Annotated in this window: 16 protein-coding genes; 13 read left to right on the forward strand and 3 right to left on the reverse strand. The window is 54.5% G+C overall.

The genetic code is table 11. The features are described 5' to 3' along the window. Positions 1-8: 8 nt before the first annotated feature. Entirely contained in the window at positions 9-938 is a 930-nt protein-coding gene (locus tag HWQ15_RS02795; RefSeq protein ID WP_032625925.1) for a LysR substrate-binding domain-containing protein, read from the forward strand. On the opposite strand, the gene HWQ15_RS02800 is transcribed toward HWQ15_RS02795, so the two are convergent. After that, complete coding sequence (locus HWQ15_RS02800) at positions 935-1,093, reverse strand: YqaE/Pmp3 family membrane protein (protein ID WP_003862203.1); 159 nt, start codon at positions 1,091-1,093, stop codon at positions 935-937. The genes HWQ15_RS02795 and HWQ15_RS02800 overlap by 4 nt on opposite strands. A 179-nt stretch (positions 1,094-1,272) precedes the next feature. Here HWQ15_RS02800 and HWQ15_RS02805 point away from each other — a divergent pair, with 179 nt between their 5' ends. Both HWQ15_RS02805 and HWQ15_RS02810 read left to right on the forward strand, forming a co-directional pair. Next, entirely contained in the window at positions 1,273-1,791 is a 519-nt protein-coding gene (locus tag HWQ15_RS02805) for a rhodanese family protein (protein WP_022649125.1), read from the forward strand. Positions 1,792-1,873: 82 nt separating this feature from the next. After that, complete coding sequence (locus tag HWQ15_RS02810) at positions 1,874-2,053, forward strand: hypothetical protein (RefSeq protein WP_006811690.1); 180 nt, start codon at positions 1,874-1,876, stop codon at positions 2,051-2,053. A 37-nt stretch (positions 2,054-2,090) separates the two neighbouring features. On the opposite strand, the gene stpA is transcribed toward HWQ15_RS02810, so the two are convergent. Beyond that, positions 2,091-2,495, reverse strand: a complete 405-nt coding sequence (gene stpA / locus HWQ15_RS02815; RefSeq protein ID WP_022649126.1) for a DNA-binding protein StpA — start codon at positions 2,493-2,495, stop codon at positions 2,091-2,093. A 497-nt stretch (positions 2,496-2,992) separates the two neighbouring features. Here stpA and alaE point away from each other — a divergent pair, with 497 nt between their 5' ends. Continuing rightward, positions 2,993-3,442 carry an L-alanine exporter AlaE gene (alaE, locus tag HWQ15_RS02820; protein ID WP_063148635.1) on the forward strand — a complete coding sequence of 150 codons (450 nt, stop codon included), beginning with the start codon at positions 2,993-2,995 and terminating at the stop codon, positions 3,440-3,442. A 32-nt stretch (positions 3,443-3,474) separates the two neighbouring features. On the opposite strand, the gene HWQ15_RS02825 is transcribed toward alaE, so the two are convergent. Continuing rightward, positions 3,475-3,819, reverse strand: a complete 345-nt coding sequence (locus HWQ15_RS02825) for a DUF2002 family protein (RefSeq protein ID WP_006811693.1) — start codon at positions 3,817-3,819, stop codon at positions 3,475-3,477. 158 nt (positions 3,820-3,977) lie between these two features. Between HWQ15_RS02825 and HWQ15_RS02830 the strand changes: the two genes are divergently transcribed. The 9 genes from HWQ15_RS02830 (at position 3,978) to HWQ15_RS02870 (ending at position 13,272) form a co-directional block, all read left to right on the forward strand. Continuing rightward, a complete protein-coding gene (locus HWQ15_RS02830; protein WP_017382769.1) occupies positions 3,978-4,304 on the forward strand; it encodes a DUF883 domain-containing protein in 327 nt (108 codons plus the stop codon). Positions 4,305-4,547: 243 nt separating this feature from the next. Next, the gene (gene nrdH / locus HWQ15_RS02835) at positions 4,548-4,787 is read left to right on the forward strand and encodes a glutaredoxin-like protein NrdH (RefSeq protein WP_017382770.1); all 240 of its coding nucleotides are present in this window, start codon (positions 4,548-4,550) and stop codon (positions 4,785-4,787) included. Next, entirely contained in the window at positions 4,784-5,194 is a 411-nt protein-coding gene (gene nrdI, locus HWQ15_RS02840) for a class Ib ribonucleoside-diphosphate reductase assembly flavoprotein NrdI (protein ID WP_063148636.1), read from the forward strand. The genes nrdH and nrdI overlap by 4 nt, the downstream gene beginning before the upstream one ends. Continuing rightward, positions 5,167-7,311: a class 1b ribonucleoside-diphosphate reductase subunit alpha gene (nrdE, locus tag HWQ15_RS02845; protein WP_063148637.1), complete on the forward strand. Its 2,145-nt coding sequence runs from the start codon at positions 5,167-5,169 to the stop codon at positions 7,309-7,311. Before nrdI ends, nrdE begins: the two co-directional genes overlap by 28 nt. A gap of 9 nt (positions 7,312-7,320) precedes the next feature. Further along, complete coding sequence (gene nrdF, locus HWQ15_RS02850; protein ID WP_063215949.1) at positions 7,321-8,280, forward strand: class 1b ribonucleoside-diphosphate reductase subunit beta; 960 nt, start codon at positions 7,321-7,323, stop codon at positions 8,278-8,280. A gap of 333 nt (positions 8,281-8,613) precedes the next feature. Continuing rightward, positions 8,614-9,816: a glycine betaine/L-proline ABC transporter ATP-binding protein ProV gene (proV, locus tag HWQ15_RS02855; RefSeq protein ID WP_022649131.1), complete on the forward strand. Its 1,203-nt coding sequence runs from the start codon at positions 8,614-8,616 to the stop codon at positions 9,814-9,816. Further along, on the forward strand, positions 9,809-10,873 hold the full coding sequence (gene proW / locus HWQ15_RS02860) for a glycine betaine/L-proline ABC transporter permease ProW (RefSeq protein ID WP_023298447.1): 1,065 nt from the start codon (positions 9,809-9,811) through the stop codon (positions 10,871-10,873). Before proV ends, proW begins: the two co-directional genes overlap by 8 nt. A gap of 9 nt (positions 10,874-10,882) precedes the next feature. Then, positions 10,883-11,878 (forward strand): glycine betaine/L-proline ABC transporter substrate-binding protein ProX, encoded by a 996-nt coding sequence (gene proX / locus HWQ15_RS02865; protein ID WP_058676732.1) that lies wholly within the window; start codon positions 10,883-10,885, stop codon positions 11,876-11,878. Positions 11,879-12,087: 209 nt separating this feature from the next. Next, positions 12,088-13,272, forward strand: a complete 1,185-nt coding sequence (locus HWQ15_RS02870) for an MFS transporter (RefSeq protein ID WP_017692795.1) — start codon at positions 12,088-12,090, stop codon at positions 13,270-13,272. The last annotated feature ends 128 nt before the right edge of the window (positions 13,273-13,400 follow it).

A 13,400-nucleotide genomic window follows, 5' to 3' on the forward strand; every position in this document is an offset into this window, starting at 1 on the left:
GCCATAATATGAATTCCATCTTTACCGAAGAGAATTTGCTGGCCTTCACCACCGCGGCACGCTTTGGCAGTTTTAGCAAAGCGGCTGCCGAGCTGGGCGTGACCACTTCCGCCATCAGTTACACCATCAAACGTATGGAGACCGGGCTGGACGTGGTGCTGTTTGTACGCAACACGCGCAGCATTGAGCTGACCGAATCCGGTTTTTATTTTTATCGTAAAGCGACCGACCTGCTGAATGACTTTCATGCCATCAAGCGCGGGATTGATACCATTTCGCAGGGCATTGAGACGCGGGTGCGCATCTGCATTAATCAGCTTTTGTATACGCCACGCCATACCGCGCGTTTGCTCCAGGTGCTGAAAAAACAGTTTCCTACCTGCCAAATCACGGTGACGACCGAGGTGTATAACGGCGTCTGGGATTCCATCATTAATAATCAGGCCAACATCGCCATTGGCGCGCCGGATACGCTGCTGGATGGCGGAGGCATCGATTACACCGAGATAGGCGCGATCCGCTGGGTATTTGCCATCGCGCCCACGCATCCGCTGGCGTTCGCCCCGGAGCCCATTTCCGAAAGTCAGCTGCGTCTGTATCCCAATATCATGGTCGAGGACACCGCGCATACCATCAACAAGAAGGTCGGCTGGCTGCTTCACGGTCAGGAGGCGATTCTGGTACCGGACTTTAACACCAAGTGTCAGTGTCAGATCCTGGGGGAGGGTATTGGATTTTTACCGGAGTATATGACGCGTGAGGCGGTGGAGGACGGGCTGCTGGTAAAGCGGCGAATCAATAATCCGCGCCAGGACTCGCGCATGCTGCTCGCCACGCAGCATGCGGCGACCGGTCAGGTCACGCGCTGGATCAAACAGCAGTTTGGCCCCGAGGGCGCGCTGACCCGGATCTACAGTGATCTATTGTGGCGTACCTAGCTTTTCGTCTGAACCCAAAACGCGTGGATAAGACCCGGGAAGTAACCCAGGATGGTCAGAAGGATGTTCAGGATAAACGCCCAGCCCAGTCCCTTGCCAAGCAGCACGCCCAGCGGCGGGAGAATAATCGTAAAAACAACGCGCCAAAAACCCATAAATAACTCCGTGCAAGCTAACCAATTGAAAATTATAAAAGACACTTCTCTAAGCGTAGCCAGTTTACGGGTAACTGCCATTCGTCTCTCGCGCTTTTACCTGCCTTTACCCTCTTTACACTGGCTGAAACCCTGCCTTAAATGCTCTACTGTTCTGAAATTGAACGTAAGGAAATACAATGTCTCTTCCTCTTATTTCGCCGCAGCAGGCAAACGCGCTTATTGCTGAAGGCGCCAAACTTATCGATATTCGCGACCCCGACGAGTATGCCCGCGAGCATATTCCAGCGGCGCACTCCATTCCGCTGGATTCGTTACCCGGCGGGCTTAACGCAGCGCCGGGAGAAACGGTGATTTTCCACTGTCAGTCTGGCGCAAGAACCGCAAACAATGATGCTCGTCTTGCCCGGGCAGCGTCCCCTGCGAACGCCTTTGTGGTTGAGGGAGGCATTCAGGGCTGGAAGCAGGCCGGGCTGCTGACCGTTGAAGATAAATCGCAGCCACTTCCGCTGATGCGTCAGGTGCAGATCGCCGCCGGGCTGCTGATTCTCTGCGGCGTGGTGCTGGGTTACAGCGTCTCCAGCGGCTTTTTCCTGCTAAGCGGTTTTGTGGGCGCCGGGCTGCTGTTCGCCGGAGTGACAGGTTTTTGCGGTATGGCGCGACTGCTGAAAGTGATGCCGTGGAACCGACGTACCTGATAAGGGGTATCTGAAAGATTAGGCTGTACCCCGCCCCGGACGTGGGCTATGGTGAAGATCGTGACAATGATGAGGAGGTGCTATGTTTTCTGTCGGTGATTATGTCCAACCGCGTCAGGGCGGTCCGAAACTGAAAGTGCTCGAAGTGAATGGTGAAAACATTGTGGCCGTGCAGGCCAGCAATGAGCAGGGCGAGAAATATCACCTGAAAGCGGCGGACGTAGTTCTGTACTCCGAAGAAGGTGACTTTGGCGTCTGCTAAGTCAATAATCGGGCGGAATATACCGCCCGAATAATCATCAGATCAGGAAATCGTCCAGCGATTTACCGTTTGCCAGTGCGTTCGCAATTGGCTTTGGCGTACGTCCCTGACCGGTCCACGTTTTCTCTTCACCGTTCGCGTCGATGAAACGATATTTCGCCGCACGCGCTTTACGTTTTTTAGCCGGCTGGCCCGCATGAGCCAGTTCTCCGCCTAACAGATCGCTCGGGGAAATACCGTCTGCCTTCATCAGTTCCAGCAGAGCATTAATTTTATCCTGCTGTTCAGCGCGCTGGCGCTCTAATTCAGCCTGCTCGCTGCGTTTTTCTTCTGTGACAATCCGAACTTTTTCCAGCACTTCTTCCAGAACATCCATGGATAATTCACGCGCCAGCGCCCGGAGCGTACGGATATTATTAAGATTCTGTAACGTTAAAGCCATAATAATGAGAAACCTTTCTTCGTGTGTATAACATAAATCAGGCAACAGAATAATTGATTTTTGTTCTGATATCTACCCACTCTGTCGTTTTGACATTATTGTAAATGTTTTAGAATATCCCGTTAATATAACCCCGAATTACCTGTCAGTTTTAACGCGTAATATTCCGTCCTGCACCTGGTCAAAAACCCCTGTTTAATACCGTTCAAAAAACCGCCCGGCATCCTCCGAATAACAAACGTTATACGCTTGCTCAGATAAGCTAATAGTTTGATTTCGTTTAATAAAACGGTGAATGGGGAAGAAAATAACGACTCGCACAAAAAACAGCCAACTTTAGAGAATTTTATGGACAAAGCGCCCATAAATAAAAATTAATCACTACTTGTTAGTTAAAAGCCAGAGGGATACGCTATACACTCAAAACAAACCAACCTAAAGCACTAAACGCCGCAGGTAAAAACGCCACTTTTTTGTCCTGTTCGAGGAGTTCAGACATGTTCTCACCGCAGTCTCGCCTGCGCCATGCGGTAGCGGATACGTTCGCGATGGTCGTTTACTGTTCCGTCGTAAACATGCTGATTGAAATTTTCCTGTCCGGAATGACCTTTGAGCAGTCCCTCTCATCGCGCCTGGTGGCCATTCCGGTGAATATCATGATTGCCTGGCCGTACGGAATGTATCGCGATGCGGTGATGCGTTTAGCCCGGCGTATTAGCCCGGCAGGTTGGGTAAAAAACCTGGCGGACGTGCTGGCTTACGTGACGTTCCAGTCCCCGGTGTATGTGGTTATTTTGCTGACGGTGGGCGCAGACTGGCATCAAATCGCCGCCGCGGTAAGTTCAAATATCGTGGTATCTATGCTGATGGGTGCGGTGTACGGTTACTTCCTTGACTACTGCCGCCGCCTGTTTAAAGTCAGCCCTTATAGCCAGGCAAAAGCGTAAGATAAGGCGACTGGCTCATGCCAGTCGCTGAGTTATTGTACGTCGCCAAACAGCCCTTTCAGGAAACGCTCCAGCGCCATACGCGAGCTGAAACCGTGCGGAATACCATAATGTTCATGCGTCTCGCCGCCTAAATAGAGCGGAAATTGCTGATAATGATCGCAGGTTTTAATATCCGAGGCGGGCTCAGCAAATGACAGGCTTCTGTCTTTGAGTGTCGGGTGAATAATGAGAGCAGTACGCCCCATTCTTGCTTCACGGTTGACGTAAACATAATTCTCACCACGGCGATATCCGTACGCTTTTGATGTTACCTCATCCATGGTGAACCCTTCTTTTTCAAGAACGCGCGCCACCTCATCGGGTCGTAAATACATATCTTTTCCTCATTATCATACCTGCCGGGCAACCTTACAGTATTCAGCATTAGCAGGGCTTTCAGAATATTCCATAAACTGCCCGATAAGCCGTGACTCGCTTCAGATATTACATTTCTGGACTAAACTAAACGGGAACACAAATTATGGAGGATCGTATGTTTAACAGACCGAACCGAAACGATATTAACGACGACACCCAGGATATTCGTAACGATGTCAGCCAATTAGCGGACACGCTGGAAGCCGTATTGAAATCCTGGGGCTCTGACGCGAAGGATGAAGCAGATGCCGCGAAACGTAAGGCTCAGTCTCTGCTGCGTGAAACGCGCGCAAGGATGAATGGCCGCTCACGTACCACTCAGGCGGCCTGCGATATGGCAAGCTGCGCCACCACCTTCGTACGAGAGAAACCGCTGTGTACGTTGGGAACGGTCGCGGCAGTCGGGATTTTTGTCGGCGCCCTGCTTAGCCTGCGTAAGTAAGCACGCGTTTTCAGCCCCGGTAGCCTCAGGCGCCGGGGCTTTTCTTTGCCTGAAAGCCTGAAAAACCCGCGCAGTTCGCCCTGCCCCGCCAGGCTCATCATTGGGGCCTTATCAATCTGAATTTCCCATATCTTGTGTGGTTGAAAGTTATCTCAACTACATCTAGTATTCCCTTTAGCAAGACAGACACAACATGACGCGTTTACTCGCGCCGTTCTCTCATTCTAAATGGAAATACGAATCATGAGCATTATTATTTACACTCGTAACGATTGTGTTCAGTGCCACGCCACGAAACGGGCGATGGAGAGTCGCGGCGTGGCATTTGAGATGGTCAATATAGATCAGGTGCCTGACGCGGCAGACACCCTGCGGGCGCAGGGTTTCCGTCAGCTTCCGGTCGTGGTTGCTGGCGACACCAGCTGGTCTGGCTTTCGTCCGGACATGATCAACCGCCTTGCCGCTCAGGGCGTCAGTGCATGAGCAGGCTGGTCTACTTTTCCAGCAGCTCGGAAAACACGCTTCGGTTTATGGAGCGTCTCGGGCTGCCCGCGATTCGCACTCCGCTGAACGAGCGGGAGCGTATTCAGGTAGACGAACCCTACATTCTGGTAGTGCCCAGCTATGGCGGTGGCGGCACCGCGGGGGCTGTGCCTCGTCAGGTGATCCGCTTTCTGAACGACCCCCATAACCGGCAGCTGATTCGCGGCGTGATCGCGGCAGGCAATCGCAACTTCGGCGAGGCCTTTGCCCGCGCCGGGGATGTCATCTCTCAAAAATGCGGCGTGCCGTATCTCTATCGTTTTGAACTGATGGGGACACAGCAGGACGTAGAGAACGTGCGTAAAGGAGTGAACGAATTTTGGCAACGACAACCGCAGAGCGCGTGATTCAGGCGACGCCGGATTACCATGCATTAAACGCCATGCTAAACCTCTATGACCGGGAGGGGTGCATTCAGTTTGGCAAAGATCGTGAGGCGGTGGACGCCTTTTTTGCCGCTCATGTACGCCCGAACAGCGTCGTCTTTGGCAGCCAGCAGGAACGTCTCGACTGGCTGGTAAAAGAGGGTTATTACGAAGAGCGCGTCCTGACCCGCTACGACCGCGCCTTCGCGGTGGCATTGTTTGAACGGGCGCACGCCAGCGGTTTTCGCTTCCAGACGTTTCTCGGCGCGTGGAAGTATTACACCAGCTACACCCTGAAAACCTTCGACGGCAAACGCTATTTAGAAAGCTTTGAAGATCGGGTGGTGATGGTAGCCCTGACGCTGGCGCAGGGCGATGAAGCCCTGGCCGAAAGACTGACGGAGGAGATCCTCTCAGGCCGCTTCCAGCCTGCCACGCCAACCTTCCTTAACTGCGGCAAAGCCCAGCGCGGCGAGCTGGTCTCCTGCTTCCTGCTGCGTATTGAAGACAATATGGAGTCGATTGGCCGTGCGGTGAATTCGGCGCTACAGCTGTCGAAACGCGGCGGCGGCGTGGCATTTCTGCTTTCGAACCTGCGGGAAGCGGGCGCGCCGATCAAGCGCATCGAAAACCAGTCCTCCGGCATCATCCCGGTGATGAAGATGCTGGAAGATGCTTTCTCATACGCTAACCAGCTTGGCGCACGTCAGGGCGCGGGTGCGGTTTATCTGCACGCGCATCATCCGGACATTCTGCGTTTTCTGGATACCAAACGTGAAAACGCCGACGAAAAGATCCGCATTAAAACACTGTCGCTCGGCGTGGTGATCCCGGATATCACGTTTAAGCTGGCCAAAGAAAATGCCGACATGGCGCTTTTCTCACCGTATGACGTCGAGCGTGTCTACGGCAAAGCCTTTGGCGATGTGGCCATCAGCGAACTGTATGACGAACTGGTGGCGGACGAGCGCATTCGTAAGAAATACATTAACGCCCGCGACTTTTTCCAGACGCTGGCCGAAATTCAGTTTGAGTCCGGGTACCCGTACATCATGTACGAGGATACGGTGAACCGCGCCAACCCGATTGCCGGGCGCATCAACATGAGCAATCTGTGCTCGGAGATTTTGCAGGTCAACAGCGCGTCCAGTTACGACGAGAACCTCGACTACGCGGATATCGGCAAAGATATCTCCTGCAATCTCGGTTCGCTGAATATTGCCCACACCATGGATTCCCCCGATTTTGGCCGCACGGTAGAGACCGCCATTCGCGGGCTGACGGCGGTATCGGACATGAGCCACATCCGCAGCGTACCGTCCATTGAGGCGGGCAACGCCGCGTCGCATGCCATCGGCCTTGGGCAGATGAACCTGCACGGCTATCTGGCGCGGGAGGGTATCGCCTACGGCAGCCCGGAAGGGCTGGATTTCACCAACCTTTATTTCTATACCATCACCTGGCATGCGCTGCATACCTCGATGATGCTGGCGCGCGAACGCAACCAGCGGTTCGCAGGCTTTGAGCAGTCCCGCTACGCCAGCGGAGAGTATTTCAGCCAGTATCTGGAAGGCGACTGGCAGCCGAAAACCGAAAAAGTACGCGCGCTTTTCGACCGCGCCGGCATTACCCTGCCGACGCGTGAGATGTGGCAACAGCTGCGTGAGGATGTGATGCACTACGGCATCTATAACCAGAACCTTCAGGCGGTTCCTCCAACCGGCTCCATTTCCTATATAAATCATGCCACGTCGAGCATCCATCCGATCGTGTCGAAGATTGAAATCCGCAAGGAAGGCAAAACCGGCCGCGTCTACTACCCTGCCCCGTTTATGACTAACGAGAATCTGGCTCTGTACCAGGACGCCTATGAGATCGGCCCGGAAAAGATCATTGATACCTACGCCGAGGCGACCAGACATGTGGACCAGGGGCTGTCGCTGACGCTCTTCTTCCCGGACACCGCCACCACGCGGGATATCAATAAAGCGCAGATCTACGCCTGGAAGAGAGGCATCAAAACGCTGTACTACATTCGCCTGCGCCAGCTCGCGCTGGAAGGTACCGAAATTGAAGGCTGCGTGTCCTGCGCGCTGTAAGGAGAAAGGATGAAACTGTCACGCGTAAGTGCCGTTAACTGGAACAAAATTCAGGATGATAAAGACCTGGAGGTCTGGAACCGCCTGATCAGCAACTTCTGGCTGCCGGAAAAGGTGCCGCTCTCCAACGATATTCCGGCCTGGCAAACCCTGAGCCATGCCGAGCAGCAGCTGACAATCCGCGTCTTTACCGGCCTGACGCTGCTGGACACCATTCAGAATACCGTGGGTGCGCCCGCGCTGATGAGTGATGCGCTGACCCCGCACGAAGAGGCGGTAATGTCGAATATCAGCTTTATGGAGGCGGTCCATGCCCGCTCTTACAGCTCGATTTTCTCCACCCTGTGCCAGACCAGAGACGTGGACGCGGCCTACGCCTGGAGCGAAGAGAGCGCGTCATTGCAGCGCAAGGCAGATCTGGTGCTGGAATATTACCGGGCCGACGAGCCGCTGAAGAAGAAGATCGCCAGCGTGTTCCTGGAATCTTTTCTCTTCTATTCCGGCTTCTGGCTGCCCATGTACTGGTCGAGCCGGGGCAAGCTCACTAATACCGCCGATTTGATTCGCCTCATCATCCGCGATGAAGCGGTACACGGGTATTACATCGGCTATAAGTACCAGAAAGGACTGGAGAAAGTCACCCCGGAAAAACGCGAGGAACTCAAAGGTTTTGCCCTCGATTTACTGATGGATCTGTATGACAACGAGCTGAGCTATACCGAGGAGCTGTACGCCGGAACGGGCTGGGAAGAGGACGTAAAAGCCTTCCTCTGCTACAACGCCAACAAGGCGCTGATGAACCTGGGCTACGAAGCGTTATTCCCACCGGAAATGGCGGAAGTGAACCCGGCGATCCTCGCGGCGCTGTCGCCCAACGCCGATGAAAACCACGACTTCTTTTCCGGGTCCGGCTCGTCGTACGTGATGGGTAAAGCGGTGGAGACGCAAGACGAGGACTGGGATTTTTAATGAATGAATTAACGTTCATTAATTAACTCTACATTTCATTATTTTCAGCCGAATATTCCACTACGTACTACACTGTAATTTCTCCTTCATATTCGCCTGAATCACACCGATTCAGGCGAAATTCTCCCATGCAGTAGCAAAAAATTGAGAAAAATTCAAAGCGCCCTCAGCCCTTTATTCATGGGAAATTCAGCCGTTTCGCTTGCGGTAAAATTCCGACCTCAGGCAGGTCCAGGGTTGTCTCAGATTCTGAGTATGTTAGGGTAATGCCAGTTAACTATTTACCATGGTAATCATATCGACATAAACAAATAACAGGACACTCTCTATTGCATGGCAATTAAATTAGAAGTGAAAAATCTTTATAAAGTATTTGGCGAGCACCCGCAGCGTGCTTTCAAATATATTGAGAAAGGCCTTTCGAAAGAGCAAATTCTGGAAAAAACCGGGCTATCGCTTGGCGTTAAAGACGCCAGTCTGGCCATTGAAGAAGGCGAGATTTTTGTCATCATGGGATTATCCGGTTCGGGTAAATCCACTATGGTTCGCCTTCTCAATCGCCTGATTGAACCCACCCGCGGACAGGTGCTGATTGACGGCGTTGATATCGCCAGAATATCAGACGCGGAACTCCGCGAGGTGCGCAGAAAGAAAATTGCGATGGTGTTTCAGTCATTTGCACTGATGCCGCACATGACGGTACTCGATAATACCGCCTTTGGCATGGAGTTAGCCGGCACGCCCGCTCAGGAACGTCAGGAAAAAGCCCTTGATGCACTGCGTCAGGTCGGGCTGGAAAATTATGCTCATGCGTATCCGGATGAGCTCTCTGGCGGTATGCGTCAGCGCGTGGGATTAGCGCGCGCATTAGCGATTAATCCGGATATTTTATTAATGGACGAAGCCTTCTCGGCGCTCGATCCCTTAATTCGCACCGAGATGCAGGATGAGCTGGTAAAATTACAGGCCAAACATCAGCGCACCATTGTTTTTATTTCTCACGATCTGGATGAAGCCATGCGTATTGGCGACCGTATCGCCATTATGCAAAATGGTGAAGTGGTGCAGGTCGGCACACCGGATGAAATTCTCAATAATCCGGCGAATGATTATGTGCGCACCTTCTTCCGCGGCGTGGATATTAGCCACGTATTCAGTGCGAAAGATATTGCCCGTCGAACACCAAACGGCATTATTCGAAAAACGCCAGGTTTTGGTCCGCGCTCCGCGCTGAAGCTGTTGCAGGACGAAGACCGTGAATACGGTTATCTGGTTGAACGCGGCAATAAATTTGTCGGCGTTGTCTCCATCGACTCCCTGAAAACCGCCCTGAGCGAAAACCAGGGAATCGATGCGGCGTTGATTGACGCTCCGCTTGCCGTGGACGCCGAAACGCCGCTCAGCGAGTTGCTCTCTCACGTGGGTCAGGCGCCGTGCGCCGTGCCGGTTGTCGGTGAAGAACAACAGTACGTTGGCATCATCTCAAAACGGATGCTGCTACAGGCTTTAGATCGCGAGGGGACAAACAATGGCTGATCAATCAAACCCATGGGGCACCACTGAAGCAGCGGACAGCGCGGCGCAATCTGCCGATGCGTGGGGGTCGACGCCTGCGCCTGCCGATGGCGGCGGCGCGGCAGACTGGCTCAACAGCGCACCGGCGCCTGCCCCAGAGCATTTCAATATTATGGATCCGTTCCACAAGACGCTGATCCCGCTGGATAGCTGGGTAACGGAGGGGATCGACTGGGTCGTTACCCACTTCCGTCCGGTGTTCCAGGGGATCCGTATCCCGGTGGATTACATCCTGAACGGCTTCCAGCAGCTGATGCTGGGCATGCCCGCGCCGGTGGCGATTATCCTGTTCTCGCTGATCGCATGGCAGTTCGGCAGCGCGGGTATGGGGATCGCCACGCTGATCTCCCTGGTTGCCATCGGCGCGATTGGCGCGTGGTCTCAGGCGATGATCACCCTGGCGCTGGTGCTGACCGCCCTGCTGTTCTGCGTGGCGATCGGCCTGCCGATGGGGATCTGGTTGGCGCGTAGCCCCCGGGCCGCAAAAATTATCCGCCCGCTGCTGGATGCAATGCAGACCACGCCAGCGTTCGTTTACCTGGTGCCTATCGTGATGCTGTTCGGCATCGGTAACGTACCGGGGGTGGTCGTGACCATTATCTTTGCCCTGCCGCCGATTATTCGCCTGACCATTCTGGGCATTAACCAGGTGCCTGCGGATCTGATAGAGGCATCACGCTCGTTTGGCGCCAGCCCGCGTCAGATGCTGTTTAAGGTTCAGCTTCCGCTGGCGATGCCGACCATTATGGCAGGTGTTAACCAGACGCTGATGCTGGCGCTGTCGATGGTGGTGATCGCCTCAATGATTGCCGTTGGCGGGTTAGGTCAGATGGTACTGCGCGGCATTGGCCGTCTCGATATGGGGCTGGCGACCGTCGGCGGCGTCGGGATTGTGATCCTCGCCATCATTCTTGACCGCCTGACCCAGGCTGTCGGTCGTGATTCACGCAGTCGCGGCAACCGTCGCTGGTATACCACCGGCCCTGTCGGGTTACTCACCCGCCCATTCACAAAATAAGGAACAACGATGCGACATAACGTACTTTTTGCCACAGCGTTTGCGACCCTTGTCTCCACCAGCGCAGTTGCCGCTGACCTGCCGGGCAAAGGCATTACCGTGCAGCCGGTGCAGAGCACCATTTCGGAAGAGTCCTTCCAGACCCAGATTGTCAGCCGTGCGCTGGAAAAACTGGGCTATACGGTGAATACCGCCAGTGAAGTGGATTACAACGTGGGCTATACCTCTATTGCCTCCGGCGATGCCACCTTTACCGCCGTGAACTGGCAGCCGCTGCACGACGATATGTATGCCGCCGCAGGCGGTGACAAGAAATTCTACCGCGAAGGCACCTTTGTGACCGGCGCTGCGCAGGGATATTTGATCGACAAGAAAACCGCCGATAAGTATCACATCACCAATATTGAACAGCTGAAAGATCCGAAGATCGCCAAACTCTTTGATACCAACGGTGACGGCAAAGCCGACATGATGGGCTGCTCGCCGGGCTGGGGCTGTGAAGCGGTGATTAACCACCAGAACAAAGCCTTCGATCTGGCGAAGACCGTCGACGTGAGCCACGGTAATTACTCTGCGATGATGGCCGATACCATCGCCCGCTTTAAAGAAGGCAAGCCGGTGATCTACTACACCTGGACGCCGTACTGGGTGAGCGACGTGCTGAAGCCGGGCAAAGACGTGGTGTGGTTGCAGGTGCCCTTCTCCTCCCTGCCGGGCGAGCAGAAAGATATCGACACCAAACTGCCAAACGGCATGAACTATGGCTTCCCGGTGAATACCATGCATATCGTGGCGAACAAAGCCTGGGCCGAGAAAAACCCGGCGGCGGCGAAGCTATTCTCGGTGATGAAACTGCCGCTGGCAGACATTAACGCCCAGAACGCGATGATGCATGCGGGTAAATCATCCGAAGCTGATATCAAAGGCCACGTGGATGGCTGGATCAAAGCCCACCAGCAGCTGTTTGACGGCTGGGTGAAAGAGGCGCTTGCGGCGCAGAAGTAAAAATACTACCCCTCACCCTGCCCTCTCCCCAAAGGGGAGAGGGTGTATAAAATCCCCTCTCCCCTTTGGGGAGAGGGGTAGGGTGAGGGGATCAAACCGCACCCAACCTAAACCGCACAATCCACCACGTAACAATCCCCCAACATTCACAATCATTGGTTATTATGTTTCCGGAAAAATAATCACTTAACTTACGATTCCTGAAACAAATGACAAAAACAACTCAAGGGCTTAGCCCCGCACTCATCCTTTTAATGTCCGTGGCAACGGGACTGGCCGTCGCCAGCAACTATTACGCGCAACCTCTGCTTGATACTATCGCGCGTGCTTTCGATCTTTCAGCCAGCTCCGCCGGCTTTATCGTCACCGCTGCGCAGCTCGGCTATGCGGCCGGGCTGCTGTTCCTGGTGCCATTAGGCGATATGTTTGAGCGCCGGATGCTTATCGTCTCCATGACGCTGCTGGCCGCAGGCGGGATGTTGATCACCGCCAGCAGCCAGTCGTTAACGATGATGATTATCGGTACCGCGCTGACGGGGCTGTTCTCGGTGGTGGCACAAATTCTGGTTCCCCTCGCGGCGACGTTGGCTTCCCCGGAAAAACGCGGCAAAGTGGTTGGCACTATTATGAGCGGCCTGCTGCTGGGCATCCTGCTGGCGCGAACCGTTGCCGGGCTGCTGGCGAGCCTCGGCGGCTGGCGCACCGTTTACTGGGTGGCAAGCGTGCTGATGGTTATCATGGCGCTGGCCCTGTGGCGCGGCCTGCCAAAGGTGAAGCAGGAGAATCACCTGAACTATCCGCAGCTCCTCGCCTCCGTTTTCAGCCTCTTCACCCGGGATAAACTCCTGCGCACACGCGCCGTTCTGGGGTGTCTCACCTTCGCCAACTTCAGCATCTTATGGACGTCGATGGCGTTTCTGCTCGCCGCGCCGCCGTTTAACTACTCAGAAGGCGTGATTGGCCTGTTCGGGCTGGCAGGCGCGGCTGGCGCACTGGGCGCGCGCCCGGCGGGTGGCCTGGCCGACAAAGGTAAATCTCATATGACCACCTCCGCAGGGCTGGTTTTACTCCTGCTCTCATGGGCGGCTATCTGGTACGGACACGTCTCAGTGCTGGCGCTAATTGTCGGTATTCTGGTACTCGACCTCACCGTGCAGGGCGTTCATATCACCAACCAGACCGTGATTTACCGCGTGAAACCAGACGCCCGTAACCGTCTGACGGCCGGGTACATGACCAGCTACTTTATCGGCGGCGCGGCGGGCTCGCTAATCTCAGCCTCCGCCTGGCAGCATGCGGGCTGGACGGGCGTGTGCGCAATCGGCGCCATCGTGGCGGCGATAAATCTGCTGGTATGGTGGCGCGGCTATCACCGCCAGGAAGCAATTCACTAAGTTTTACATTGCTTTGGGCCCCCTGGGGTGTAAAGGGGGCCTGCATCTGTTAAGGTAACGGTAATCATTTATCCCAGAAATTTTACTGTGGGTGACATATTTACTACCGGCATGAATAGTTCAGACCC

The organism is Enterobacter sp. DSM 30060 (assembly GCF_013375955.1).
GTDB classification, from domain to species: domain Bacteria; phylum Pseudomonadota; class Gammaproteobacteria; order Enterobacterales; family Enterobacteriaceae; genus Enterobacter; species Enterobacter intestinihominis.